Origin of the sequence: Roseovarius aestuarii (genome assembly GCF_019966515.1) — a bacterium.
Taxonomy (GTDB): Bacteria; Pseudomonadota; Alphaproteobacteria; order Rhodobacterales; family Rhodobacteraceae; genus Roseovarius; species Roseovarius aestuarii.
The window spans coordinates 34,729-59,787 of sequence record NZ_JAIMIB010000005.1 but is presented as its reverse complement, the minus strand read 5'-3'; the positions used below and the strand labels follow the sequence as shown (position 1 = coordinate 59,787).

Annotated in this window: 24 protein-coding genes and 1 other RNA gene; 13 read left to right on the top strand and 12 right to left on the bottom strand. The window is 58.0% G+C overall.

The features are described 5' to 3' along the window. Positions 1-32 precede the first annotated feature (32 nt). From LC334_RS08545 to LC334_RS08535, 3 genes are all read right to left on the bottom strand, one after another. Positions 33-1,514, bottom strand: a complete 1,482-nt coding sequence (locus tag LC334_RS08545) for an ABC transporter substrate-binding protein (protein ID WP_085800182.1) — start codon at positions 1,512-1,514, stop codon at positions 33-35. Between the two features lie 148 nt (positions 1,515-1,662). Beyond that, positions 1,663-2,673 (bottom strand): betaine--homocysteine S-methyltransferase, encoded by a 1,011-nt coding sequence (gene bmt, locus LC334_RS08540; RefSeq protein ID WP_085800183.1) that lies wholly within the window; start codon positions 2,671-2,673, stop codon positions 1,663-1,665. Positions 2,674-2,871: 198 nt separating this feature from the next. Continuing rightward, entirely contained in the window at positions 2,872-3,186 is a 315-nt protein-coding gene (locus LC334_RS08535) for a DUF1476 domain-containing protein (RefSeq protein ID WP_085800184.1), read from the bottom strand. Positions 3,187-3,342: 156 nt separating this feature from the next. On the opposite strand from LC334_RS08535, the gene purC reads away from it, so the two are divergent. From purC to LC334_RS08510, 5 genes are read left to right on the top strand one after another with little or no spacing between them, the layout of a single operon-like run. After that, a complete protein-coding gene (gene purC / locus LC334_RS08530) occupies positions 3,343-4,104 on the top strand; it encodes a phosphoribosylaminoimidazolesuccinocarboxamide synthase (protein WP_085800185.1) in 762 nt (253 codons plus the stop codon). A gap of 58 nt (positions 4,105-4,162) precedes the next feature. Next, complete coding sequence (gene purS, locus LC334_RS08525) at positions 4,163-4,402, top strand: phosphoribosylformylglycinamidine synthase subunit PurS (protein WP_085800186.1); 240 nt, start codon at positions 4,163-4,165, stop codon at positions 4,400-4,402. Continuing rightward, positions 4,402-5,070 (top strand): phosphoribosylformylglycinamidine synthase subunit PurQ, encoded by a 669-nt coding sequence (gene purQ, locus LC334_RS08520; RefSeq protein ID WP_085800187.1) that lies wholly within the window; start codon positions 4,402-4,404, stop codon positions 5,068-5,070. The genes purS and purQ overlap by 1 nt, the downstream gene beginning before the upstream one ends. A gap of 39 nt (positions 5,071-5,109) precedes the next feature. Beyond that, positions 5,110-6,870: a sensor histidine kinase gene (locus LC334_RS08515; protein WP_085800188.1), complete on the top strand. Its 1,761-nt coding sequence runs from the start codon at positions 5,110-5,112 to the stop codon at positions 6,868-6,870. Between the two features lie 5 nt (positions 6,871-6,875). Then, complete coding sequence (locus tag LC334_RS08510) at positions 6,876-8,210, top strand: sigma-54-dependent transcriptional regulator (protein ID WP_085800189.1); 1,335 nt, start codon at positions 6,876-6,878, stop codon at positions 8,208-8,210. Between the two features lie 261 nt (positions 8,211-8,471). Here LC334_RS08510 and LC334_RS08505 read toward each other — a convergent pair whose 3' ends face one another. After that, positions 8,472-8,927 carry a DUF3617 domain-containing protein gene (locus tag LC334_RS08505; protein WP_085800190.1) on the bottom strand — a complete coding sequence of 152 codons (456 nt, stop codon included), beginning with the start codon at positions 8,925-8,927 and terminating at the stop codon, positions 8,472-8,474. Positions 8,928-9,766: 839 nt separating this feature from the next. Here LC334_RS08505 and LC334_RS08500 point away from each other — a divergent pair. Together LC334_RS08500 and LC334_RS08495 are read left to right on the top strand one after the other, a co-directional pair. Then, the gene (locus LC334_RS08500; RefSeq protein ID WP_085800244.1) at positions 9,767-12,487 is read left to right on the top strand and encodes a ribonuclease E/G; all 2,721 of its coding nucleotides are present in this window, start codon (positions 9,767-9,769) and stop codon (positions 12,485-12,487) included. A gap of 149 nt (positions 12,488-12,636) precedes the next feature. Next, complete coding sequence (locus tag LC334_RS08495; protein WP_176237678.1) at positions 12,637-13,056, top strand: RidA family protein; 420 nt, start codon at positions 12,637-12,639, stop codon at positions 13,054-13,056. A 32-nt stretch (positions 13,057-13,088) separates the two neighbouring features. Here the strand turns inward: LC334_RS08495 and LC334_RS08490 are convergent, their stop codons facing one another. Next, positions 13,089-13,316, bottom strand: a complete 228-nt coding sequence (locus LC334_RS08490) for a sulfurtransferase TusA family protein (RefSeq protein WP_085800192.1) — start codon at positions 13,314-13,316, stop codon at positions 13,089-13,091. Positions 13,317-13,408: 92 nt separating this feature from the next. Between LC334_RS08490 and LC334_RS08485 the strand changes: the two genes are divergently transcribed. The 4 genes from LC334_RS08485 (at position 13,409) to LC334_RS08470 (ending at position 17,187) form a co-directional block, all read left to right on the top strand. Continuing rightward, complete coding sequence (locus LC334_RS08485; protein ID WP_085800193.1) at positions 13,409-14,161, top strand: cytochrome c biogenesis CcdA family protein; 753 nt, start codon at positions 13,409-13,411, stop codon at positions 14,159-14,161. Positions 14,162-14,200: 39 nt separating this feature from the next. After that, the gene (locus tag LC334_RS08480; RefSeq protein WP_085800194.1) at positions 14,201-15,400 is read left to right on the top strand and encodes a hypothetical protein; all 1,200 of its coding nucleotides are present in this window, start codon (positions 14,201-14,203) and stop codon (positions 15,398-15,400) included. Then, entirely contained in the window at positions 15,397-16,764 is a 1,368-nt protein-coding gene (locus LC334_RS08475; RefSeq protein ID WP_085800195.1) for a cytochrome P450, read from the top strand. Before LC334_RS08480 ends, LC334_RS08475 begins: the two co-directional genes overlap by 4 nt. 105 nt (positions 16,765-16,869) lie before the next feature. Then, positions 16,870-17,187, top strand: coding sequence for a hypothetical protein (locus LC334_RS08470; protein WP_085800196.1), 318 nt, complete (start codon positions 16,870-16,872; stop codon positions 17,185-17,187). Between the two features lie 71 nt (positions 17,188-17,258). Here LC334_RS08470 and LC334_RS08465 read toward each other — a convergent pair whose 3' ends face one another. From LC334_RS08465 to LC334_RS08440, 6 genes are all read right to left on the bottom strand, one after another. Further along, positions 17,259-17,477, bottom strand: coding sequence for a ribbon-helix-helix domain-containing protein (locus LC334_RS08465; protein WP_085800197.1), 219 nt, complete (start codon positions 17,475-17,477; stop codon positions 17,259-17,261). Further along, a complete protein-coding gene (locus tag LC334_RS08460; protein ID WP_085800198.1) occupies positions 17,474-17,650 on the bottom strand; it encodes a DUF4169 family protein in 177 nt (58 codons plus the stop codon). Before LC334_RS08460 ends, LC334_RS08465 begins: the two co-directional genes overlap by 4 nt. Beyond that, the gene (fumC, locus tag LC334_RS08455; protein ID WP_085800199.1) at positions 17,650-19,041 is read right to left on the bottom strand and encodes a class II fumarate hydratase; all 1,392 of its coding nucleotides are present in this window, start codon (positions 19,039-19,041) and stop codon (positions 17,650-17,652) included. Before fumC ends, LC334_RS08460 begins: the two co-directional genes overlap by 1 nt. 124 nt (positions 19,042-19,165) lie before the next feature. Next, entirely contained in the window at positions 19,166-19,633 is a 468-nt protein-coding gene (locus LC334_RS08450) for an SspB family protein (RefSeq protein WP_085800245.1), read from the bottom strand. A 71-nt stretch (positions 19,634-19,704) separates the two neighbouring features. After that, a complete protein-coding gene (gene chrA / locus LC334_RS08445; RefSeq protein ID WP_085800200.1) occupies positions 19,705-20,958 on the bottom strand; it encodes a chromate efflux transporter in 1,254 nt (417 codons plus the stop codon). Between the two features lie 5 nt (positions 20,959-20,963). Continuing rightward, positions 20,964-21,776, bottom strand: a complete 813-nt coding sequence (locus tag LC334_RS08440) for a chromate resistance protein ChrB domain-containing protein (protein ID WP_085800201.1) — start codon at positions 21,774-21,776, stop codon at positions 20,964-20,966. A gap of 293 nt (positions 21,777-22,069) precedes the next feature. On the opposite strand from LC334_RS08440, the gene LC334_RS08435 reads away from it, so the two are divergent. Continuing rightward, positions 22,070-24,118, top strand: coding sequence for a hypothetical protein (locus LC334_RS08435; protein WP_085800202.1), 2,049 nt, complete (start codon positions 22,070-22,072; stop codon positions 24,116-24,118). A gap of 99 nt (positions 24,119-24,217) precedes the next feature. On the opposite strand, the gene ssrA is transcribed toward LC334_RS08435, so the two are convergent. Continuing rightward, positions 24,218-24,567, bottom strand: a transfer-messenger RNA (tmRNA) gene (gene ssrA / locus LC334_RS08430). 172 nt (positions 24,568-24,739) lie between these two features. Between ssrA and LC334_RS08425 the strand changes: the two genes are divergently transcribed. Further along, the gene (locus LC334_RS08425) at positions 24,740-24,988 is read left to right on the top strand and encodes a type II toxin-antitoxin system Phd/YefM family antitoxin (RefSeq protein ID WP_085800203.1); all 249 of its coding nucleotides are present in this window, start codon (positions 24,740-24,742) and stop codon (positions 24,986-24,988) included. The last annotated feature ends 71 nt before the right edge of the window (positions 24,989-25,059 follow it).

The following is a 25,059-nucleotide window of genomic DNA, read 5'->3' as shown; positions in this document are numbered from 1 at the left end:
CGACCACGCGTGCTGAACGGGGCCGGTTGATCCTACTCCGTGACCCGTACCAGATGCCAGCGGACGGCGTCGTTCTTGACCTCGTCCAGATCGTGCACCCGTGTGGACAATCCGACCAACTGGGTGATGTGATAGGGGATCAGGGTTCCCGAGTGTTCGAAAAGGTATTTCTGTGCGCCCACATAGAGGTCGCGGCGTTCATTGAAATTCAGCTCCTGACTGGCGATGTCCAGCATTGCATCGAAAGTCAGATCCTTGAAAAAGCTTTCATTCCATTGCGCCGTCGACCGGAAGATTTCGTTCAGTGCCTGATCGGCAGGGCGTTCGCCCCAGCGGGTACCGACTGCGTCCTTTTGCATCCAGACCTGCGACCAGTAGCCATCAGTTGCCGCCTTGACGACCTTCACGCGAATACCTGCTGCCGCCAGTTGTTCCTGCAGGGCCACGGCCATCGACGGCCACGAAGGCTCCAGCGTCGAGATATGGATCTCGATATCCAGCCCGTCGGGATAGCCCGCTTCGGCCAGCAACGCTCGGGCTTTGTCAATGTCCTGAGGGCAGTCTAGATCGGCACGATACTGGTCGTTGGGTCCCACGGGTGTATCGCAACTGATGATGCCGCCGCCGCCGAGCGCCAGCTTCAGCAGGTCTTCCCGATCGACTGCCAGCCGGATCGCCCGACGTACCCGCACATCATCGTAGGGTGGGACATCGGTGCGAAACACCATTCCGATCCAGTTGCCGGTCGGAATGTCCTGCACATTGTATCTGTCCGAGTTCTGCAGCACCCGGCGCAGCGACGGGTCGATGCCTCGCTCCATGTCGAGCTGTCCGCTCAGAAATGCCGTAAGCCGGGCTTGGGCGTCCGGTATCCCGATCACCTCGATCATCGCCAGTTTCGGCGGACCCTCCCAATAGTCGGTATTCGCCACAAGATAGCTGACCCCGTCGGCATCGAATTTCGTGACCTTGAACGGTCCGGTGCCAATACCGGTCTGACCGATCGTATCACCAGACCCGTCGGGAATAATCCGCATACGCGCATCCATCAGCTGAAGCGGCAGATCGGCATAGCCATGTTTCAGGTTCAGCCGCACGGTCAGAGGGTCAACAGCTTCGATTTCTTTCACCATGCTGATGACGGACCGCACCGGGCTGTCCATCTCGGGGTCGAGAATGCGATTAATCGTATAGACGACGTCATCGGCGTCAAAAGCGCTGCCATCGTGGAACCGGACGTCATCACGCAGGGTGAATGTCCAGGTCATCCCGTCGGGCGTTACGCTCCATCCGGTGGCAAGATCGGGTCGAGGTTTGCCATCCAGGCCGGGACGGGCCAGGCGGTTCATGATTTTCTCGGTGATCTGAAGCACGCGACCTTTCGAGATTGGATCAAGGCTGGAATGCGCTCCGAAACCTAATTCGTGAGCATGGCGAAACGTGCCGGACGGCTCACCTAAGGCGGCTCCGGTCATCAACAGGACCGAAGCAATACCAATCAAAACCTTGCGCATCGCATTCTCCGTCAGGGCAGGACATTAGTTGCGCAAATTGCCCGTTAACGCAATCGTGCTGTCTATGGCCCTGAGTGCTTTGCTGGTCAGGTTGTCGTGAACGCCGGTGCAATAAGGGTGTTAGCCCGGTGTACCGCGCAAACGCAGGTCAGCCCCGTCTGCGGCGGCGACGGCGGGGGGCGGGTTCGTCATCGCCTGTGCCGTCCGCGGCAGAGGAAAACGATCCCAGTGCCGCTGTGATCTGATCCAATGTCGGGCGTTCGTTTTGCGGCCGCGTTTCCAAAGCTTCGCGCATCTTGGAGATATGCTCGGGCATGGTGCCGCAACAGCCGCCGATGATCGTCGCGCCCGCATCGCGCGCGAGCGCCGCATAATCAGCCATCAGGTCTGGGGTGCCGTCATAGTGGATATGGCCATCAACATATTTCGGTATACCGGCATTCCCCTTGGCCACGACCGGCCGTTCCGTACCTTGTGCCACGAAACCAAGCACGGTGCGCAGCAGATCCGAAGCCCCAACACCACAATTCGCCCCGAATGCCAGTGGCGGATTGTCGAGCTTTTCGACCATCCCCGCCATATCAGCCGAGGTCATGCCCATCATCGTGCGCCCTGCGGTATCAAAGCTCATGGTGCCGCACCAGGGCATGTCTGCCAGTTTGAATGCCTCGGCGGCGGCGATGTATTCCTCGGGCGCGCTGATGGTTTCCAGCCAAAGCACGTCGGCACCGCCATCCTTCAGGCCCTCGGCCTGTTCGTGGAAAATCTCGACCGCCAGCGTGTGCGTCAGCGCGCCCATCGGGGCCATGATTTCGCCCGTGGGCCCGACTGACCCGGCGACGACCACAGTGCGGTCGACCTTATCGGCCACCTCGCGGCCGATCTCGGCGGAAATGCGTGATAGTTCATTGGCGCGCCTCTCGGTGCCGTGCAGTTTCAGCCGAGCCGCGTTACCGCCGAACGAGTTGGTCAGAAACAGATCGCTGCCCGCATCCACGGTGGATTTATAGAGCGAATGGATACGGTCGGGGTGCTGATCATTCCACATTTCGGGTGCTTCACCCGCTTCCAACCCCATGTTGAACAGGTTGGTCCCGGTCGCACCATCTGCCAATATCCAGGCGCGCGTGTCCATCAGCCGGCTCAGGGCATTTGTCATTTGTCAGCATTCCCACATGTGTTCTGCGATTTCGTGTGTCATGCTTGGGTCCGGCAGGCAAACTCATAATCTTCATCATCTATGTGAGGTGAGTTTGTATCCGGTGGCAGCTGCGCTTTGTCCACTCAGGACAAATTGACAAACAAACTGTAGAACGCGCCCCGAAAGGCGCGCCCTGTTACTAATCCGATCGCTGGATCAGGCTTCGTTCATGATCTGGCTCTTGGCAACGATCAGCAACTCACCCATTTTATTACGGATTGTGTCGGCATCGGCCAGATCGCCCAGATCGCCTGCGACCTTGCGCACGACATCTTCGATCCCGGCTTCCTCGAAATCCGATTTCACGACCTCTTTGGCATAATTATCCGCATCTTCACCGGTTTTACCAAGCAGTTCCGCTGCCCAGAGGCCCAGAAGCTTGTTGCGGCGCACCTCAGCTTTGAAATTCATCTGCTCGTCATGGGCATACTTGTTTTCAAAGGCGTTTTCGCGGTCGTCGAAGGTGGTCATGGTCAATTCCCTGCTAATGACTTGCTGTTCCCCTATGATATGCAACCCACAGCCTCCGTTCGCAAGGGCTCAACGTGATCTTGCGGCAATCGTGCCCATGGACTATGAGGACGCAACGACCAAGGGGATCATCCCCGGTCAAGCGACGAGGTGTGCATGGCACGGCGCAAGAAGATTTACGAAGGCAAGGCAAAAACCCTGTATGAGGGTCCCGAGCCGGGCACGATTGTCCAGTATTTCAAGGATGATGCAACCGCGTTCAACGCCGAGAAGAAGGCGGTGATTGAGGGCAAGGGTGTGCTCAACAACCTGCTCAGTGAATATTTCATGACCGGGCTGAATAATATCGGCGTGCCGACGCATTTCATGAAACGGCTGAACATGCGCGAACAACTGGTGCGATCCTGCGAAATCGTGCCACTGGAAGTCATCGTGCGCAACTATGCCGCCGGGACGATGGCCAAACGTCTGGGCATGGACGAGGGCACGCAATTGCCGCGCCCGATCGTCGAATATTGCCTGAAGGACGACGCACTTGGTGATCCGCTGGTGACCGAGGAACATATCGCCGCCTTCGGCTGGGCCAGCCAGCAGGACATGGACGATATCCTTTCCCTCGCTTTGCGGGTGAATGACTTCCTTGCGGGCGTCATGTATGGCGTCGGCATTCGTCTGGTGGATTTCAAGATCGAGATCGGGCGTGTCTTTGAAGGGGATTTCCAGCGTCTGATCGTGGCCGACGAGATAAGCCCCGATAGTTGCCGCCTGTGGGATATCGAAACCGGACAGAAGCTCGACAAGGACGTGTTCCGCCGCGATCTGGGCAACCTGACCGATGCCTATACCGAGGTTGCCACCCGCCTGGGCGTCATGCCCAAAGGCGCGACACCGATGATCCGGCCCACCCTGATCAACTGATCGGGGCAGGGTCACCAACCCGGCGCATCCTGCGCCAACGGAAAATGGGGTAAATCCGATGAAAGCACGCGTGCATGTCATGCTGAAAAACGGGGTTCTGGATCCGCAGGGCGAGGCGGTGCGCCATGCGCTTGGCTCGCTGGGGTTCGACGGGGTCGAAAAAGTGCGTCAGGGCAAGGTGATCGAACTCGAGCTGGCGGAAACCGATGAGGCGCAGGCCCGCGATACTGTCACTGCCATGTGTGAAAAGCTGCTGGCGAACACGGTGATCGAAAGCTACTCGGTGGAGCTGGTCTGATGCATGCAGCGGTCATTGTTTTCCCCGGATCGAACTGCGACCGTGACCTTGCCGTGGCGCTGGAGCGGGCAGGGGCCAGGGTCAGTATGGTCTGGCACAAGGACACCGAGATGCCGGCGGGCGTGGATTTCATCGGCGTTCCAGGCGGGTTTTCCTTTGGCGATTACCTGCGCTGCGGGGCGATTGCTGCCAATTCGCCGATCTGCCGCTCGGTCATCAGCCACGCCAACAAGGGCGGTTATGTCTTTGGCGTCTGCAACGGCTTTCAGATCCTGACCGAAACCGGATTGCTGCCGGGGGCGCTGTTGCGCAACGCCGCGCTGAAATACATCTGCAAACCGGTGGGGTTGAAGGTCGAAACCGCCGACAGCATCTATACCGGCGGTTACGACAAAGGGCAGGTGATCACTGTGCCGATTGCCCATCATGATGGCAATTACAATGTCGATGCGGATAATCTGGCTCGTCTTAAGGGCGAAGATCGCGTCGCGTTCACCTATACCGACAATCCCAACGGGTCGGTCGCCGACATCGCCGGGGTGCTGTCGGAAAATCGCCGCGTATTGGGGATGATGCCCCATCCCGAGCGTATGGCCGAGGCGCTGCACGGCAATGCCGAGGGGGCCGCGCTGTTTTCACATGTAGTTGAGCAACTCGTGCACGCCTAAGAGCTTGAGGCGCCGCCCCGTGCGTCGTATTCTTATGCCATGACAACGTCAACGCCCACCGAGACGGTCAATCGTCCAAGCACGTTCAGCTGGCGCGCACGGGGGGCTTTGCTGGTCTTGATGGCCGCGGCCATTGCCATCGTTTTCGTCACCAACCGTCTGCTGACCGACCGTTTTACCGAAACCACCCGTAACCGGGCGGAACTTCGGTTGGTGCTTTATAGCGGCAACCTGTTGTCGGAGCTTCGTCAGAACGCGATTGTTCCTCAGCTTCTGGCTCGCGACCCGGCGCTGATCATCGCGCTGAATTCGGGCGATTACACCCAGTCAACGGCGCGGCTGATCTCGTTCATCGATGAGATCGGCGCCAAGCACTTGACGCTTCTGGACAAAGACGGGCGCACGGTGGCCTCGAGTGATCGCAATTCACTGGGCGAAAGCCACCCGCAGGCGCCGTATTTCATTGATGCCCTGCGCTCGACCGATACGGTTTTCAAGGTGCTTGAAGGCGAGGCTGGCGATTACCGTTTTTTCTATTCCCGCCGTATCGAAAGCCAGAACCAGCTTATTGGTGTGATCGTGGTCGAGGTTGATCTGGCGAAATACGAACGCGCCTGGTCAGGGATTTCAGACGCGGTGCTGGTCAGCGATAGCGAAGGCAAGATCATCCTGTCGACAGAACCGCGCTGGCGCGGGTTGAGCGAGGAGGCAGCACTGACCCGTCAGCCGGTAACCAGTGCTATCGAACGCGCGATTCAGGCCACCCAGGATTGGACCACGCTGCCCGCAGACGCCTATCTGCAGGGCGAAGCGGTGATGAGGGTCGAGGGGCGCGTCGCGTTTCGCGGATGGCGGATTGCCAGTTTTACAACCTATAATAGCGTGCGGGAAAAGGTGAACGGCTTCCTGGCGCTCGAAATCATGGTGTTTGCGATTCTTCTGGCGCTGGCCTTCTATTTCCTGAACCGCAAAACAGCGTTGCGCATGGTGTTGTTCCAGCGCGAGTCGGCAGAGCTTCGCGCATTGAACGCCCGACTACAGCGGGAAATTGCCGAACGTGAACGGGTGCAGGAGAACCTTGCGGTGGCCGAACAGACGCTCGCGCAAAGCTCGAAACTGGCCGCCTTGGGCGAGATGTCGGCGGCAGTCAGTCACGAGCTCAACCAGCCGCTGGCCGCGATGAAAACCTACCTTGCGGGGGCGCGATTGCTGCTGCAACGCAACCGTCCTGAGGAATCACTTTCCTCGTTCCAGCGGATCGACGATCTGATCGAACGGATGGGCGCCATCACCAAGCAACTGAAATCATACGCGCGCCACAATGCGGATGCGATGGAGCCTGTAAATATGGGCGATGCGCTGTCATCAGCCTTGTCGCTGATGGAACCGCAACTGCGCCAGCGCCATGTGGTGATCAACCGTGCCTTGCCGGATCAGCCGGTGCTGGTGATGGGCGACCGGGTTCGGATTGAGCAGGTGATGATCAATCTTTTGCGCAACGCACTGGACGCAACCGAAAGTGTCGATGATCCCACGCTCGACATCATCCTGGCGGCGGGCGAGACCGCCAGCCTCACCGTGCGCGATAACGGCCCCGGCATCACCGACCACGACAACCTGTTCGAACCGTTCTATACTACCAAGCAGCCCGGCGATGGTGTCGGCTTGGGTCTTGCCATTTCGTCGGGTATCGTAAACGACCTTGGGGGACGTCTGACCGCCCATAACGGATCAGACGGGGGGGCTGTATTTGAAATGCAGTTGCCTATCTTACCCGAAGAGACCCGTGCAGCGGAGTAAACGATATGCCTAGCGCCATGAAAATCGCAATCGTCGATGATGAAAAGGACATGCGCCAATCCATCAGCCAATGGCTTGCGCTGTCCGGTTACGACACCGAGGCCTTTGCCAGCGCCGAAGACGCGCTGAAGAAGCTCGGGCCTGAATATCCCGGCATTGTCGTGACCGACATCAAGATGCCCGGCATGGACGGGATGCAGTTTCTGAAAAAGCTGATGGGCGCTGACAGCTCATTGCCAGTGATCATGATCACTGGCCACGGCGATGTACCGATGGCGGTCGAGGCAATGCGCATCGGCGCTTATGATTTCCTTGAAAAGCCGTTCAATCCAGACCGGATGAACGAGTTGGCCAAGAAGGCCGCCAATGCCCGTCGCCTGACGCTGGATAACCGCGCCCTGCGCCGTGAACTTTCCGATGGTGGGCAACTGATGAAGAAGCTCATCGGCGCCAGCCCGATCATGGAACGCCTCAAGGAAGATATCCTTGATCTGGGGCAAGCCGACGGTCATGTGCTGATCGAAGGCGAAACCGGCACTGGCAAGACGCTTGTGGCCCATGCGCTGCATGCGGTGGGTGCGCGCGCCGGCAAGAAATTCGTCCTCGTGCCGTGTTCGGCCTTCGAGGAAGACGCGCTGATGAAACGCCTTTTTGGCCCGATGAACCCCGAAGATACTCAGCTTCCGGCGGTGGAAGAGGCGCGTGGCGGTACACTTGTGCTGGAAGATATCGAGGCGCTTTCCGAGGCGGTGCAGGCCCGGCTGCTGACCTTCATGAACGAAGAGGGCACGCCGCCCGAAACCCGTATCGTTGCCATCTGCAACATGCAGGAACAGGACCGAACCTGCGAAGATGCCCTGCGCGCCGACCTGTTCTACCGTCTGGCCAGCCTGCGCATCACTGTGCCGCCGCTGCGTCAACGTGGTGAGGATATCCTGACGCTCTTCACCCGCTTCGGCGATCAGTTCGCCGATGATTATGGTTGCGAGCCGCCAAAAGTATCGGCCCAGGAGGCCGCGCAACTTTTGCAGGCGCCTTGGCCCGGCAATGTGCGGCAGCTATTCAACGTGGCCGAACGCGCCGTGCTGCAATCGCGCCGCGGATCGGGCACTATTGCATCGCTCCTGATGTCGGATCATCAAGAAATGCAACCGGTGATGACGACCGAGGGCAAACCGCTCAAGGAATATGTCGAGGCATTCGAACGTATGCTGATCGACAACACCATGCGCCGCCACAAGGGCTCGATCGCCGCGGTGATGGACGAGCTGTGCCTGCCGCGCCGGACGCTGAACGAAAAGATGGCCAAATACGGGTTGCAGCGCTCCGATTATCTCTGACGGCGCATCGATTGGGTTAGGTGATATGGCAACTGCCCGCACCACGCAGTTGCCTTCCCCTATTTCCGGAATGATAGTTGCCGCTGATAACGCGGGTCTTTGATCTGCTTGTGGTTGACGTTTCTCCTCGCGCCGACGACCTATCAGTCAAAACGGGTGACGGACGGCTACTTGTTTCCTGTGTGAAAGGCCAATTCCTTCCCAATCACGAATATTGCTATCGCCGAAATGCCAATGCGCGCGAAAGTGTTGGTCTGGATGTCAGTTCTTGCACCTGCCAATGTGACGGGCCATGCCAGTGGCCTGTACCGGTAATTCCACCCCGTTCAGGGAGATCGTACCATCAGCCGTGCCGGTAATTTCCTCGCGGCCATACCTGAACGCTAGGTGCCCGGTTGATTGCAGCGAAGCGCTCGCGACATCTCGCGTGCAGACCAGATCAAAATTGACGGTACTCAAAGACGATTTCAGGTTCGTAACTGTACATCCAGCATCTTTCGACAGCTTGCCAAGCAGGTCGGACAAATTGCGTTCGGATTCTTCCGCGTTGATACATTCGGTCTTGGGTTTTTCAAGAGGACTCACAAGACCCGGTATTTCAAGACTATGGGTATATTCCCACAGCCCTGGTTTGACCGAAATGGTCCGTTCGGCAATAGCAGGACTCACACACGCCACGGAGAAAGCCAGCATGACGCCGTAGATTAAGCGGCTCATCGTTGAATATTCCCTCTAAATTGCTCCTCAGACGTCAATTCGTAGCTAAGAAATCTGGTATATTTTAGGCGCATATCCAACGGTATTTGGGGTCGCTTGATGTACAGGATCAACGGTCGGGAGGAGGACTCGGGCGATCCTCAGACGACGCTGCGCACCTTGATCCCGTGTGGTTCTAAGATTCCTGCACCGGTCGAACCTGACACGAAGCAGACCTGCAATCTCAGTCAAGCCAGCGCCGATCGGGATGGGTTGCCGCATGCGCTATGATCAGGGTGGTGAACGTCTAAAATGCATGCATCATGTCCAATGGTCGACAGGATCAACAGCAACTTCACATATCCGGATCATGCAACAGCGATAGTTTTGTGGCGAATGCGCCGGGAAAAGAAGACAATCAGGCAACCGATCGTACGACCCTGCGCAATATTGCCCAAGACTCCGCGCATTTTCACCATTGTAATTTCACCACCGCACGCTTTAGTGTGATTTGACGGCAGATGTTCAACCGAACTGCGCCGCATGAGATTCGCTGTATCAGATACGTGCTGGAACACATCCGCGCCCCTGAACAGACCGATTGGGCCCTTGAAAACAGGGCCAAATAAATGCCCGCATCCTCTAAAGAGGAAAAAGCAGGCCGTAAATTGGTGCCACTAAAGGCGCCGGAGAAGAAACGCGATGAAGCGCGCGAGGCACAATATCGTCAGAGCAGGGGCCGACACAGGCGCCCTCTCTAGTCGTCCGGCACGTGCGCCCGCTATCGCCCTTATCAGACATTGCCCGCACCTCGCCGCCCCACCAGGGCAGGCGCGATTGCCGCGATGCAATTGGACAACATGGCTAAGAAAATGCTTATCGACGCCACCCACGCAGAGGAAACTCGCGTTGTGGTGGTGGATGGAAACAAGGTTGAGGAATTTGACTTTGAGTCCGAGAATAAACGCCAGCTAGCTGGCAATATCTACCTCGCAAAAGTTACCCGGGTCGAACCGTCGCTTCAGGCGGCCTTCGTGGACTATGGCGGAAATCGCCACGGTTTCCTGGCCTTTTCGGAAATTCATCCTGACTACTACCAGATCCCTGTCGCCGATCGCGAGGCGCTGATGGAAGAAGAGCGCGCCTATGCCGAGGCAATGAAAGCGCGTGACGAGGAAGAGGAAAAACCGAAAAAACGCCGCTCGCGGTCACGGTCGAAATCCAAGGCTGAAAAGACCAAATCAGATGATGCCGTTGTGACCTCTGAGGTCACGGACGGCCAGATCTCGGGCATGGAAACCATCGATCTGGGCGATGATGCGCTTGACCCAGACGAAGCCACATCGCCGATGGAATTGGTCAAGGAGACGCCGGTCGAGGAACCTGCAGAGCAGGACGAGAGCAGCGAAACAGCATCCGAGGATGGCGAAACTGTCAAGGATGTGCCGGCAGATGCCGAGAGTGTAGACGAGGATACACCGACGGCTGACGATGCGGATGATGCGGACGCTGGCAATGATGACGACAGCGGTGATGATGATGGCGACGATGCGCGCACATCCGATGCCACGGCCAAGGATGAAACCATCGAATCCGTCGCCGACGAGGATGACAGCGAAGACATTCGCCCGGTGCGTAAACCGCGGCCACGCCGTTACAAGATCCAGGAAGTCATCAAGGTTCGCCAGATCCTTCTGGTGCAGGTCGTCAAGGAAGAGCGCGGCAACAAGGGCGCGGCGCTGACCACCTACCTGTCCCTCGCGGGGCGTTACTGCGTCCTGATGCCCAACACCGCCCGTGGCGGCGGTATCAGCCGCAAGATCACCAACGCAGTCGACCGCAAGAAGCTTAAAGAAATCGCCAATGAGATTGACGTGCCCCCCGGCGCGGGCCTCATCGTGCGAACCGCCGGGGCGAAACGAACCAAATCCGAGATCAAGCGCGATTACGAATACCTTCAACGCATGTGGGAGCAGATTCGCGACCTGACGCTGAAATCGACCGCGCCCGCCAAGATCTATGAAGAGGGCGACCTGATCAAACGCTCGATCCGTGACCTTTACAATCGCGAGATTGACGAGGTGCTGGTCGAAGGCGAGCGCGGTTATCGAATTGCCAAGGACTTCATGAAGATGATCATGCCGTCCCATGCGAAGAACGTGAAACACTATGCCGACGCGATGCCGCTTTTCGCGCGCCATCAGGTTGAAAGCTACCTCAGCGCCATGTTCAACCCGACGGTACAGCTGAAGTCCGGCGGCTATATCGTGATCGGCGTGACCGAGGCGCTTGTCGCGATCGACGTCAACTCGGGCCGTGCCACCAAGGAAGGTTCGATCGAGGAAACCGCGCTCAAGACCAATCTTGAAGCTGCCGAGGAAGTTGCCCGCCAACTGCGTCTACGTGACCTTGCCGGGCTGATCGTGATCGACTTCATCGACATGGACGAACGCCGCAACAACTCGGCCGTCGAAAAGCGGATGAAGGACAAGCTCAAGACCGACCGCGCCCGCATTCAGGTGGGTCGGATCAGCGGTTTTGGCCTGATGGAAATGTCCCGGCAACGTCTGCGTCCCGGCATGATCGAGGCGACAACCCAGCCCTGTCAGGCCTGTCACGGCACGGGGTTGATCCGGTCGGACGACAATCTGGCGCTGTCGATCCTGCGCCAGATCGAAGAGGAAGGCACCCGCCGCCGCTCACGCGAGGTTCTGGTCAAATGTCCGGTTGGCATTGCCAATTTCATCATGAACCAGAAACGCGAACACGTGGCCCAGATCGAATCGCGTTACGGGCTTTCCGTGCGGATCGAGGGTGATCCGATGCTGATCAGCCCCGATTTCTCACTCGAGAAGTTCAAGACCGCCACGCGTCGAGTGCCCGAGGCGACGGCACCGGTTGTATCGGTGAACAGTTCGCTGATGGACGACATCGACGAAGAGGCGCAGGACGAAGAGATCGAAGAAGCGGCAGAAACCGTTGCAGGTGATGAAGAGGCGAAGCCCAAGAAACGCCGCCGCCGTCGTCGTCGCCGCAAGTCCAAGTCCGAGAACGGGGCCGAGGATCAATCTGCTGATGCGCAAGCTGACGAGGGCGATCCGCCCCCCGTTGATTCTGGAAGCGAAGCCAGCGACGAGAGATCGAAGGAAGAAGCACCCGTAGAAGAAACTCCAGCTGAGGCTGCCGACCCTAAAGCGGACGCTGCGGAGGAAGAATCCAAACCAAAGCCTAAACGTACCCGTAAACCACGCAAAAAGGCCGAGGCCGCAACGGCGGAAGCAGACCCTGACACCGAGCTAAAAGCGGCGCCTGAGGTCGTGGAGACTGCCGTGGATGAAGCGAAACCGGTTGCTGAAGCCGAGGAAAAGCCCAAGAAGCGCCGGTCGCGTGCGAAGAAGAAAGAGCCTGAAGCCGAGACTGCGCCAGCCCTCGAACCCGCGATGGCCGAAGCGACCGCAGAGCCAGCAGCAGAGGTTGTCACGGCTGAGGAGTCTCCGAAGCCCACGCCGGAACCGGTCGCGGAAGAAGCACCGGATCCTGATAAGCCAAAGCGCAGGGGCTGGTGGTCTCTGGGGCGCTAGAATGCGTTAAATGCAGAGAATTGCGGCGCTCTTGGTGGCGCCGTTTTTTCTTTTCGGCGTAATCTCATATTCGGAAGATGATGGTACCTTGCTGGCACTATCGTCACCACGATCGAAAACTCTGTCCTTCAGCACCAGGAAACATGGCAATGCCAAAGGGATTTGAAGCCCAGAACGTCTGGAAAGCCAAGGGGCGCGGGTTCCAGATGGGAGCCATTCAGCCTGACGGGATTGTGGTTCACCTGACTGGGCAGGTCGCGTGGGATGCTGAAGAGCAAGTTGTTGGCATTGGCGACGTCGAAACGCAGACGCGAAAGTGCTTTGAAAACATCGAAACGCTACTGTCGGAAGTTGGCGGCAAGCTGTCCGATATCGTCGCGATTACCACCTATTTGACCAACCGCGACCAGTTGCCGGGCATTCAGAAAATCCGCCTGGAGTTCCTGCCAGCGGGTCACGAGCCGGTGTCGACCTCGGTCGTGGTAGCCGGATTGGGACACGAGCACTTCCTGGTGGAACTTACGCCCGTTGCCGTCATTCCGCGGGAACGATTCCGTCCGCCAGAATAAAGGGCGTTCAATCGAACCTTAGACGAAAACCGTTACCCGGTTTTGCGCACAAGATAAATCTGACAACCATCGCCCTCAGTGACCGACAGCAGCTCATGGCGCGATTCCGTACAGTAATGCGGCACATCAACAACCGCCGCCGGATCATCTGCCAACAGGCGCACCTGATCACCTGTCGCCAGCGCCTTTATCCGCTTGGCCAGTTTGAGCACGGGCAGGGGGCACAAAAGTCCTCTGGCGTCGATTTCGATCTCGTTCATGGGCGCGACATATGCGCCAACTCACGCGCTGTCCACAAGGTTGTGACCGATGGCCCCGTGACGCGGCCCACAGAATTGATTATGTGGGAGAAATGTTTGGCATCGAGATCATAGACGCGACCCTTCTGCCCGCCATGTTCGTGGCGTTATTGGCTGGGGTAATCTCGTTCCTCAGCCCCTGCGTTCTGCCCATCGTGCCACCCTATCTGGCGTATATGAGCGGTGTGACGATAAATGATCTGGCCACCAATGGCGGGCAACGCGCCCGTGCCACTGTGCCCGCGCTTTTTTTCGTGCTCGGGCTGTCGACGGTCTTCCTGTTCCTGGGGTTTGCGGCCTCGGCGATCGGGTCGACCTTTCTGCAATACCAGAGCTATTTCAATACGGTAGCGGGTCTTCTGGTGATGACATTCGGAGCGCATTTCATCGGCATCTATCGCATCGGCTTTCTGGATCGCGAGGCGCGGCTGGACGCGGGCGACCGTGGCGGCTCGGCCTTTGGCGCCTATATCCTGGGGCTTGCCTTTGCCTTTGGCTGGACACCCTGCATCGGGCCTCAGCTGGGTGCGATCCTGTCGCTTGCAGCGTCAGAAGGTTCGGTGCCGCGCGGAACGTTGCTGTTGGCGATCTATGCTATTGGACTTGGTGTGCCGTTCCTGCTGGTTGCCGCCTTCCTGCCGCGTCTCACCGGTTTCATGGGCTGGATGAAGCGTCATATGGAGCAGATTGAGCGCTGCATGGGCCTGCTCTTGTGGACGATCGGCCTGCTGATGCTGACAGGCGGTTTCTCGGCCTTCTCTTTCTGGCTGCTTGAGGTTTTTCCGGCACTTGCCAATATCGGATAATCCTACCGCATTCCAAAATCCTGCGCTAACGTCGGCCTTATGAGCAGCCAAACTGTGCGACGCAGGCACGTCTTCTATATTCCGGGCTACGACCCAATCCATCCCCGTCGCTACCGCGAGCTTTACCGCAAGGAAAGCGCGGTGCAGGCGGCGGTGTCGGGCTATGAGATTATGCTGAGCCCCGGACAAAGCGCCGGGCGCTATGGCTGGCATGTCGAGGCCACTATCGACGGCATCGACACCATCAGCGATTTCGAAACACTAATCTGGTCCGATATCGTGCGCGACAGCATGGATCGGGGTATCTTTGCGACTTACCTGCAACTCGTCCGTACCGCGTGGACCTATATCCGTACCGGCGCACTCCGCCGACTGATGCGCCTGCGTAAGGGACCTGTCATTGCCGCGCTCTACCCGGTGGCCTTCTTGCTGGTGCAGCTCCTGCTGGCGCTTTTTCTGGCATGGGGCGTGGGGTCGATTCTGGCGCTGCTTCACCCGTCGATGATCTATGGGGGCGTGGTGGTGATTCCTTTCGTGCTGGAATGGTTCCGCAAGAAGGACAACAAGTTCTTCGCCTATTACCTGATGCATGACTATGCCTATTCGGCACAGGCGGGCGGCGCCAACCCGCCCGCGCTTGAGGCGCGGATGGCCGAATTTACCAGCGCCATTGCCGAGGTCCTTGGAGGTGATGCCGATGAGGTGCTGGTAATAGGCCATTCCTCGGGCGCACATCTGGCCGTGTCGATCCTTGCTGATGTGATCCGACAGGGCAGGGGGCCAGACAACGGCCCAGCTTTGGCATTCCTCTCGCTTGGCCAGGTCGTGCCGATGGTCTCGTTCCTGCCGGAGGCTCACCGGTTGCGCGCCGATCTGCAGTATCTTTCGACCAGTGATGCGCTCACCTGGGTTGACGTCACCGCGCCCGGGGATGGTTGCGCCTTTGCGCTTTGTGATCCGGTCAACGTCAGCGGCGTGGCGACCGAGGGTAAACGCTGGCCGCTTGTTCTGTCGGCGGCGTTCACTCAGACGCTCAGCCCCGCGCGCTGGCGCGAACTGCGCTGGCGCTTCTTCCGCCTGCATTTTCAGTATCTCTGTGCCTTTGATCAGCCCGGCGACTATGATTATTTCCAGATCACGGCTGGGCCGCAAACCCTTCGCGACCGGTTCAAGGGACGCACCCCCTCCAAATCGCGGATCGAGACGCCCACCTCTCCTTATACAAGTATCACCCCATGACCCTGCCGCCGAAACCCAACCACCGCGACGGCAAGGTCTCGCTCTGGCGCTATCTGCAGCTTTTTCGACAGGATATCCTATCGGCGCAGCCCGCAAGGCTCTATCGCGCCTGGATGGCGGAATTCAAAACGCCGTTCTTCCGGTCCTACCTTTGCAATCAGCCCGAGCTAATAGACCTTGTGCTCAAGCAGCGCCCGGATGATTTCCCGAAATCTGACCGCATCCGCGAGGGCCTCAGGCCGCTTCTGGGCAACTCGGTCTTTGTCACCAATGGCGAGGTCTGGAAGCGTCAACGCCGTATCATTGACCCTGCCTTTGAGGGGGGGCGCTTGCGCGATGCCTTTCCTGCCATGCTGGCCGCCGGACAGGGGGCGGTGGATCGTCTGAAACCCTATGCGACGGGGGGGTCGCTGGAAATCGAGGCGCAGACCAGTCACGCTGCCGCCGACGTGATCTTTCGCACGCTGTTCTCAATCCCGATCGAACACGAGGTTGCGGCGCAGGTCTTTGACAGTTTTCGCGCCCATCAGCGGGCGCAACCGGTGGTCAATCTTGGGGCGCTGTTGCCCTTGCCGCGCTGGTTTCCGCGGTTTCACAAAGCCCAGACCAAGGCGACCGCGAAACACATCCGCACCCTGATCACGGCGCTCACCCAGACGCGGATGGAGCAGATCCGTTCAGGGGATGCGCCCGACGATCTGGCCACGAAGATCATGACCACAACAGATCCAGAGACGGGTGATGCTTTTTCGACCGACGAGATGGTTGATCAGGTTGCCATCTTTTTCCTCGCAGGGCACGAAACCAGCGCCTCGGCGCTGGCCTGGGCGCTATATTTGCTGGCGATGTATCCCGAGTGGCAAGAGCGGATGGCGCAGGAGGCAGAGGCCGCATTTGCGGGCGATTTCGGGTTTTCCGGCCTGTCGAAATTGCGCGTGTCGCGGGATGTTTTTCGGGAAACACTTCGGCTTTATCCACCGGTTCCGATGATGGTACGCGAGGCGACATGCCCTGAAGAGTTTCGCGATCGCAAAGTGCCCAAAGGCGCGCAGATCGTGCTGAGCCCCTGGCACCTGCACCGGCATCAAAGGCTGTGGGATAATCCCGACGGGTTCGATCCGGCCCGCTATTCCTCAGAGAATGGCAAAACCTGCCTGCGCACCGCCTACATCCCTTTCTCAACCGGCCAACGCGTCTGCCCCGGCGCGGGGTTCGCGATGATCGAAGGTCCGCTGCTTCTATCGATGCTGGTACGCGACTACCGTTTCGATCTGGTGCCGGACAGACCCGCGATGCCGGTGGCGCACCTCACGGTCAGAGGCAAACAAGGTATCTGGCTGCGCGTGACACGCCATAAGTGGTGAAAAGCGGACGAAGCGGACTTTTGGACTATTCGACCAATCGAGCCTTAAAATGGACAGATTGCAAACCAACAAATAAGGAACACTAATCAAACCACGCGAGAAGACATGGCGGAAGCTCTAGAACTAATTTTCAGCTTCGTGGCCATCGGCATCTACGGCTCAGAGGAAAGACCAAGGCACCCCGTCTGGCGGAATTCTATTCGCATCGTTGCATTCGCGGGGGCCGCAATTGTTTATGCAATCTTGCTGGCAGAATGGGACCTCCCAGATATTGCCAGTTTTCTCATACTTCCTTGGTTAGCTTGTTCATGTGTCGTTCTCTTGGGGGAATATTACTTGGGGTCCAAGAAGCTTGGTGTGGTTGCAATTATCATTATGTTACTGCTCCTTGTAGTTTCCATTGTTCAAATGGAATTCCTTTGAATTCTCCGTAAGGGACGTCGATGGCAAAGCGAATGACTTTGTTCCGCATTGTGCTCAAAGCAGTCATACGGTCACGTATCGCGAAAATGCTTTAACACATAAAGGCGAATGGCAGATGCAAGGCCGATATCTGGTCCGCGATCTGCATCAATTTTGGCGGCTAAGACGTTGATTGGTTTATCTTGTTCCGTGGCGATCTCGCGAAAGGCGTGCCAAAACTCTTCCTCCAGCGAAACGCTGGTGCGATGCCCGCGCAACGTCAGGGAATGTTTGACAGGCCGACCGCTCATTCGTCCAGCTTGTGTCGTTCGATCTCTGCGCAGGCCTTGTCTGTTCGCGCCTTTTCCAGATCCTTTTCAGCTTTGGTGCGACCGAATTTCACGGCGTTCTCAGAGGCCTGAGCCTTGCGATCCGCTCGCGCTTTCGCCTTGCGGAACCGGTTCAGATTGACCGGCTCCGCCATTACTTGGGACCAACCATGTTTTCCGGACGTACCACCCGATCAAATGTTTCTTCGTCCACGAAGCCCAGCGAAATGGCTTCTTCTTTCAAAGTGGTGCCGTTCATGTGTGCAGTCTTGGCGACCTTGGTGGCGTTATCATACCCGATCTCAGGGGCAAGTGCCGTAACCAGCATCAGTGACTCGCGCATCAGCTTGTCGATTCGAACCTCATCGGCTCTGAGCCCGTCTACCAGATTATCGGTGAAAGCAGACGACGCATCCCCCAAGAGCTGCATGGATTGCAAGACGTTATAGGCCATCATCGGCTTGTAGACATTCAATTCGAAATGCCCCTGAGACCCGGCAAAACCCACCGCTGCGTCGTTGCCCATGACATGGGCGCAGACCTGAGTCAGCGCCTCGCACTGGGTTGGATTGACCTTGCCCGGCATAATCGAAGAACCAGGTTCGTTTTCGGGCAGCACCAGCTCGCCCAATCCGCAGCGCGGGCCTGATCCCAACAACCGGATATCATTGGCGATTTTAAATAGTGAGACCGCAACGGTCTTTAGCGCGCCGGACATTTCCACCATCGCGTCATGGGCGGCCAGAGCCTCGAATTTGTTGGGTGCGGTCACGAAGGGAAGGCTGGTAATTTCGGCCATGTTGGCAGCGACCATCGTGTCCCACCCTTTGGTGGTATTCAGCCCGGTGCCAACCGCGGTGCCGCCCTGCGCCAGTTCATAAATCCTTCCCAGGGCAGATTTCACCCGTGCGATCCCCATGGCGACCTGATGGGTATAGCCCGAGAATTCCTGGCTTAGCGTCAGCGGTGTCGCATCCTGTGTATGGGTGCGACCGATCTTGATGATACCGTCGAATTGCCGGACTTTTTGTTCAAGCGCCGCGTGCAACTTCGCCAGACCGGGCAGCAGCACATCATGCGCCGTCATCGCGGTCGAGATATGCATGGCGGTAGGGAACGTATCGTTCGAGGATTGCCCCATATTGCAGTGATCATTCGGATGAACAGGGTCTTTGGACCCGATCTGACCGCCCAGAATTTCAATCGCGCGATTGGCGATCACCTCATTGGCGTTCATATTGGATTGGGTGCCGGATCCGGTTTGCCAGACCACCAGAGGGAAATTGTCATCGAGCTTGCCGTCGACAACTTCGCCTGCGGCCTGAACGATGGCCTCGCCGCGTTCCTTGTCCAGTTTGCCCAATTCGATGTTCGCCTGCGCGCAGGCTTTCTTGATCACCCCGAGGGCGCGGACAACGGCCACAGGTTGCTTTTCCCAACCGATCGGGAAGTTCATGATCGAGCGTTGCGTTTGAGCGCCCCAATATTTATCCGCAGGAACTTCGAGCGGGCCAAAACTGTCGGTTTCGGTGCGGGTTTGGAACATGTCTGGGCTCTCCTTCAAGTGTTGCAAACGTCATACCCGAGAAACAGGAAAGTTCAATGCAACAAGGTGTCTACGCCAGTGTATTCGTTGAAAATTCAGGAAAATCAGGTTGGAGTGGCGAAAATCACTTGCGAAAACTGTCCAGGCTTACGACATCCGCCTCTGGTTTTTCGTCTTCGGCGTGATCTTCGCTGGCAATTTCGTCAGCGTCGGCCTCCGATCCGTCATCCTCGTCATCTTCCTGTGTCTCGAACCGCAATCCGAATTCCACCGAGGGATCGACGAAGGTTTCGATCGCGTCATAGGGCACGTAGAGATTTTCCGGTGCATCGCCGAAATTCAGCGTCACCGAAAAGCCCGCATCGGTCACTTCCAGATCATCGAACCAATGCTGCATGACAACGGTCATTTCGCTTGGATAACGCTCTCTCAGCCAGTCGGCGAGGCGCGCGTCGGGATGGGTCGTGTCGAAGGTGATGAAGAAATGATGCGCCCCCGGCAATCCGTTGTCGCGCACGTCATTCAGCACATCCTGTATCAGGCCACGCATGGCCCGGTGCATCAGGTTTCCATAATCGATAGAACGAGACATGTGCTTCCCCGGCTGGCTGTTCTTCAGCATAGGGGATTCTTATCAAAACAAAAGACCCACCGTACGTGCCCTCAGGCGAAAAAATGCAACAATCCCGCGGTGCCAGCCGTAAGCGCGAGCACGGTCAGCATCGGCAGGCGCAGTACCAGGAAAAGCAGGCAGGCAAGCGCGACAAAACCGGCGCTGAGCACCGAGAAACTGCCGGGATCAGGCATCGGTCCGAAGCGGCCACGCGAGACCGAGGAAAAGAGAACATGCAGGGCAAACCAGACCGACAGGTTGAGGATGACGCCGACCACTACGGCTGAAATCGCGGCAAACGCGCCTTTTAGCCGGGGCCGGGCAAGGATATTTTCAACATAAGGCGCTCCGGCGAATATCCACAAGAAGCAGGGTGTGAATGTCATCCAGAGGGTCAGCGCACCAGCGATTAGCGCTAATGCGATTCCGCCTTGCTGAAACCCGGCCAGAAAGCCCACGAACTCGGTCACCAGAATAAGCGGGCCGGGTGTGGTTTCGGCCAGTCCTAAGGCATCAATCATCTGCGCCGTGGTCAGCCAGCCATGAGTGTCGACGACGGACTGTGTCATGTAGGCCAGCACCGCGTAAGCCCCGCCGAAGGTGACCACCGCCAGTTTGCTGAAGAACAGTCCCAACTGGGTCAGGAATGTCGCCCCGGTCAGATAGAGCAGGGCAAGCGGCGCAATCCAGAGCGCGCCCCAGATCATTACTGTGACCAGTGTTGCCGATAACGCCGCTTTGGGCGGGCTGACGGGATGAAGCTCGGGCGTAGGGGTGGACGTTTTGGCAAATCCCCAGAGCGCGGCAATCGCGATGATGGCAGGAAACGGCACCGAGAAGACAAAGATCGCGGCAAACCCCAGAAAGGCGAGCATCCAGCTGTCCCAGCCGGCAAGCGCTTTGCGCGAGAGGTTCATCAGCGCCTTGATGACGATCGCCACGACGGCGGCCTGAATGCCGACAAATACCGCCTGTACCAGGGGCAGGTCACCGTAGAACGAGTAGCCGATGGCGAGGCAAAGGATGACAAACGCGCCGGGCAGTACAAAAAGAAGCCCTGCAAGCAGCCCGCCGCGAATGCCGTGCAAACGCCAGCCGGAATAGGTCGCCAGTTGCATAGCCTCGGGGCCGGGCAGCAACATGCAGAAGGATAGTGCACCCAAAAACTGTTGCTCGTTCAACCATTTGTGGCGATCGACCAACTCGGTGTGCATCAAAGAGATTTGCGCGGCAGGCCCACCAAAGGACATCAAGCCAATGCGGCCAAAGACGCGAAACAACTCAGACAATGTAGGGTTTTGCATGGGCGTCAGCTTTTTGCCGTGGGCCAGTTGTGACCCTCGTCATAGCCATCGCGCGCCCAGCGGTACAGGGCGTCGTATAATGCCAATCCCGCCTCAAGCTGTTCCGTGTCATCCCGGTACTGACGGGACAAGCCGACGGACAGGGCCAGCAGCCCCGCCGATTGCGGTGTCAGGTCGTGGCGGTTGGTGTCGGCGCCCCGAACCACGGTCGCCAAACGCGAAAGCGCTTCGGTCTGAAGGGCAAATTCTTCGAGCATGGTATCGAAGGTGCATCGTTCCCCCCGATGTGACCAGAATACGCCTTCGATATCAAACGGGATCGCCGCGTAACGCTCTGCGACCCCTTCGACCTCGGCGGGTGAGACAAACAAGAAACGGGCAGCGGGATCGACAAAACGCCGGATCAGCCAAGGGCAGGCGATCCGGTCGATCTTGGGCCGGTGACGCGTCACCCAAAGCGTGCTGTCACCAACAGGGGCGGGCAGAGCAGATGCTGGAAGACGCGGCGCAGCGGGTGTGTCGCGCCAACCGTAATTCCCACCTGAGAGATATTCAGCTTTTAGCCCTTCACTGCGAAGCAGCGCAGCCATACCCTGGCTCAACTTGATGCCTTTCTGGCAGACAACAACGCAATTCCTGCCGTTTAAGCGCTTGATCAGGGCGGATGTTTCGGTGTGGGGGTGGCGGAACGCGCCGGGAATGAGATAGGGATCAGCCTCGAAATCCGGGTCGATGCTGATGTCGACAATGACTGGACAGTCGGGCGTTCCAATCAGTCGCAGCAATTGTTGCGGGGTAATTTCATTAAGAGCAGGCATGGCACATCCTCTGGCAAAACAGTGGATGCGACTTTGGGCTGGCGCCTCACGGGGCAGTCGCATATCGGCCCCATGGCCAGAATTTCGGTAATAATTGGAGCGTTGTCAATGTTTCGGTGATTTTGTGCGATCACGGTGCTGTTCGTTTGGGCGGCCTGAGATCAGGGCAGGTAAGGTATTCCACACTCCGGCCTCTGGGTTTTTCGTGTTAAAGTTGAATTGTTCGGCGAAAATTGTTCCGCCGATATCAGGCCCGACCAATTTCCGGGCGCCCCAATTTGTGGAGAAATAGAATGATTTTACCCGATTTTTCGGGTCGATTGGTCTTTGTCGCCTCGGCAATGGCCTCGGCCCTTCTGCTATCTGCGGTGCAGTCCGCCCAGGCGCAGAATATCAACCTGGCCAAATGTGAGGGGCTCTGGTTTTCGACGTCTGAAGACTTCTTGTCGCAAGGTCCGCAATTGCCGGGCGGTCCGGTGGTATCGGACGGTGACCTGCTGACATTCGAAACCGGCGTCGGCACCTCGATCTGCGCGCGCAATGAAGAGCTTCTGTTCGTGTTTGATACCAACGAGTTCGATCACGGGCTTGATGCGTTGGAGAAAATCGAGATCGACCGCTCAACCGTGTTCGCGGCGTTCTCGACCGAGATAGATTCCGTCAACGGGTCCGGGCAATTTACAGCAGGTGATTTGCTGTTCAGCAATGGGTCGGTTGTGCCCAACAATGCTTTGCTGGTGCAGTTCAATCTGCCACGGAGCCTTAATCTGGGTCTTGATGCCGTTCATATCGAAGGCGCGCCGGGCGAAAAACGTGAATTGCTGGCAAAGCTGGACGGCACGGATGTTGACCAACTGCGGGACAATCCCGACATCCTGATCCAGATTCTGGAAGGCACGAACACGGACATCCTGTTTTCGACCGAGGGAACACCACCCAGCGTTCAGAAACCGCAGTTTCTGGATGGTGATCTGCTGTCGGCCAAGACCGGGACCATCGTGCGATCAAATAATGATCTGCTGCCGCTATTGCCGTCCGGCCTTCCGGACAAGGGTGTGGATTACGGCTTGGACGCCTACACGCCTGCAATGGATCCGATTGAAAATGTTCCGATCGAGTTGCTGTCGACTGAAATCCAGGCGCGAGACAAGACGTTTTCTGACGGTGACGCCCTCGTGGTCGGGCCAGGTATTTTCCTGCGAAATAAGGATCTTATCGGTTCGCTCGAACCGTTGGATTCCGATATGGGTCTGGACGCGTTGGCCGCAAACGGAGGACCTGTGGTAGACCGCTGCGACTTTTTCATCACCCGTATCAGCGAGGTGCAGATATCCCGCATCCGTCAGACAAACCCGGCGGCTGATCCCTTTGCCGGCATGTTCGATGTCGGCGTGCTGGATGGCGCGGGCAATGCCGATGGTGATCGCCCGTTTGGCGGTGATCTGAGGGTTGAAGGGTCTGTGCCGAATTGGGCATGCTCGGAATACACGACGCATGAGTTCAGGGTTGAGGTGCTGGAGGAAGGCGGGGTGACACCCGTACCGGTCAGACATCCGCTGTCGGATGGCTGGCTGCGCGACACTGCGCCCTGCGGGTCGCCCTCCGACCCCTATGCTTCCACCGATTATTCACCAACGGATACCGGCTGGTATCGCCTGACCGATTACTGGCGCCCGGCAGTGCATGGCTGTGCTAATGACCCGTCGCTTGCGTTCTGGAAATCCGGGTCACTTGACAGCACAACGGCGCGCATTCGTATTGTGCTGCGGGAGATCGGCACACCCGGGACCGAGACATCATCAGCTTGGGTTCGAGTGCGGCTCGACAACAAGGCACCGAATGATCCGGTAATCGCCCTGCACGATCTGGGCGCGGGCGTACCGTTCGGCAATCAGTGCGAAGTTGTGGGCGGTGGCGCGGATACGGTGATCGACGTGCATGGCGAGGTTTTCGACGCACATTTCGATCATCTCAGCCTGACATGGACCGGTGGCGAGGTCGGGCTTGAGACCACGGTGCCGGTGACGACGCGGCCGACCGTACCGGCACCTTTTGCACCGCTGACACTGACACGCGGCTACCGGACACGTCCGGAGCTGCAGGATCAGGGTACACTGCCTGCGGGATCGAACATCCTGCTGGCGCGCTTCAACCTGTCGGCGGCACACCGCGATGCGACCGGGGGTAACCCGCCGATCGAATGTGGATATACGGTGACGCTACAGGCTACGGACCGGGCACATGTGGGTCGCTTCAACCCGGCGTCAAACGGCTATGGCATCAGCGGCCGTCACAGGTCGCGGCGTGTCAGCCAGTCGTTCTGCTTCAAGCCGTCCGCGTAACGACCAGATCAGCCACAGAAGGGGCCCGTCGTCACGGGCCTCTTTTCGCGCGTAGATGGGACCGGCGAATGAGCGGGTAGGGCTGGCGACAGGGTAAGAAGTGCAGGCTTCTGTTGCCAGGTGCCTGCGAACCCCGCCTTATCTGGCTAGAGACAAGGGCTTAAGTTTCGATGTTCCAACTGCTTACGCAGCGAGAGCCACCGGAGCACGATTGTCATTTGCAATTGTACTGTTCGGACCGATAACGGTGGTACCTCACCGAAACAAAGCTAACCCCTTTAGACGTTCGTCGATCCTGTTTCGGCCCCGAAGCCCTTCAAATGAAAGGGATTTTGGTGGAGCCGCCGGGTACCGCCCCCGGGTCCGATCCGCTTATTACGAGCGCGTTTATGTTCATAGTCCCGAAGGACAGTTCATATATAGGCGGTCCCGGGTGATTTGCAAAGGCGGGAAACGTACGTGACGTACGTTTCGTACGCCCAAAACGTACGCATCACGCAGGGCGAGACGGGCGCCCGTGCGCAGGCGCGTTTTGAATGCGTTCGAGCAGGATGGAACGCAACGAAAGCATCCTTTTAACTCTTCGTCCTGAAACTGACACGACCACGCGAGGAAGGCACCATGCATAACGAAACCAACAGCATTCGTCTGCGCGACAACCTGCGCAGTTATCTGGATCAGGTGCTGGCCAGCGGCGAGCGTGTTCTGATTACCCGTCACGGCAAACCCGTGGCGGCGTTGGTTTCACCCCGCGATCTTGAAGCGTTGGAAAAAGCCGAGAACGGCCGCGAAGCGCTTCTGCGGGCAAGACAGGAGGCGCAGATGCGCGAATTCCAAGCGTTGAAGGCCGGGCTGGACGGGGACTGCTGAGCCGCTCCTGCTAAATCATCTGAGAAAGAGGCGCATAGATCGCATTTCAGGTTAATTCAGCCGCGATGAGC

Bases quoted from the DNA above. Each gene is read 5' to 3' on its own strand.
- LC334_RS08510 (WP_085800189.1), top strand. From the start codon at position 6,876: ATGCCTAGCGCCATGAAAATCGCAATCGTCGATGATGAAAAGGACATG.
- LC334_RS08475 (WP_085800195.1), top strand. From the start codon at position 15,397: ATGACCCTGCCGCCGAAACCCAACCACCGCGACGGCAAGGTCTCGCTC.
- purQ (WP_085800187.1), top strand. From the start codon at position 4,402: ATGCATGCAGCGGTCATTGTTTTCCCCGGATCGAACTGCGACCGTGAC.
- LC334_RS08425 (WP_085800203.1), top strand. From the start codon at position 24,740: ATGCATAACGAAACCAACAGCATTCGTCTGCGCGACAACCTGCGCAGT.
- LC334_RS08480 (WP_085800194.1), top strand. From the start codon at position 14,201: ATGAGCAGCCAAACTGTGCGACGCAGGCACGTCTTCTATATTCCGGGC.
- LC334_RS08460 (WP_085800198.1), bottom strand. From the start codon at position 17,650: ATGGCGGAGCCGGTCAATCTGAACCGGTTCCGCAAGGCGAAAGCGCGA.
- LC334_RS08545 (WP_085800182.1), bottom strand. From the start codon at position 1,514: ATGCGCAAGGTTTTGATTGGTATTGCTTCGGTCCTGTTGATGACCGGA.
- LC334_RS08440 (WP_085800201.1), bottom strand. From the start codon at position 21,776: ATGCCTGCTCTTAATGAAATTACCCCGCAACAATTGCTGCGACTGATT.
- LC334_RS08500 (WP_085800244.1), top strand. From the start codon at position 9,767: ATGGCTAAGAAAATGCTTATCGACGCCACCCACGCAGAGGAAACTCGC.
- bmt (WP_085800183.1), bottom strand. From the start codon at position 2,673: ATGACAAATGCCCTGAGCCGGCTGATGGACACGCGCGCCTGGATATTG.
- LC334_RS08485 (WP_085800193.1), top strand. From the start codon at position 13,409: ATGTTTGGCATCGAGATCATAGACGCGACCCTTCTGCCCGCCATGTTC.
- fumC (WP_085800199.1), bottom strand. From the start codon at position 19,041: ATGTTCCAAACCCGCACCGAAACCGACAGTTTTGGCCCGCTCGAAGTT.
- LC334_RS08450 (WP_085800245.1), bottom strand. From the start codon at position 19,633: ATGTCTCGTTCTATCGATTATGGAAACCTGATGCACCGGGCCATGCGT.
- LC334_RS08505 (WP_085800190.1), bottom strand. From the start codon at position 8,927: ATGAGCCGCTTAATCTACGGCGTCATGCTGGCTTTCTCCGTGGCGTGT.
- chrA (WP_085800200.1), bottom strand. From the start codon at position 20,958: ATGCAAAACCCTACATTGTCTGAGTTGTTTCGCGTCTTTGGCCGCATT.
- purC (WP_085800185.1), top strand. From the start codon at position 3,343: ATGGCACGGCGCAAGAAGATTTACGAAGGCAAGGCAAAAACCCTGTAT.
- purS (WP_085800186.1), top strand. From the start codon at position 4,163: ATGAAAGCACGCGTGCATGTCATGCTGAAAAACGGGGTTCTGGATCCG.
- LC334_RS08535 (WP_085800184.1), bottom strand. From the start codon at position 3,186: ATGACCACCTTCGACGACCGCGAAAACGCCTTTGAAAACAAGTATGCC.
- LC334_RS08470 (WP_085800196.1), top strand. From the start codon at position 16,870: ATGGCGGAAGCTCTAGAACTAATTTTCAGCTTCGTGGCCATCGGCATC.
- LC334_RS08435 (WP_085800202.1), top strand. From the start codon at position 22,070: ATGATTTTACCCGATTTTTCGGGTCGATTGGTCTTTGTCGCCTCGGCA.
- LC334_RS08515 (WP_085800188.1), top strand. From the start codon at position 5,110: ATGACAACGTCAACGCCCACCGAGACGGTCAATCGTCCAAGCACGTTC.
- LC334_RS08465 (WP_085800197.1), bottom strand. From the start codon at position 17,477: ATGAGCGGTCGGCCTGTCAAACATTCCCTGACGTTGCGCGGGCATCGC.
- LC334_RS08495 (WP_176237678.1), top strand. From the start codon at position 12,637: ATGCCAAAGGGATTTGAAGCCCAGAACGTCTGGAAAGCCAAGGGGCGC.
- LC334_RS08490 (WP_085800192.1), bottom strand. From the start codon at position 13,316: ATGAACGAGATCGAAATCGACGCCAGAGGACTTTTGTGCCCCCTGCCC.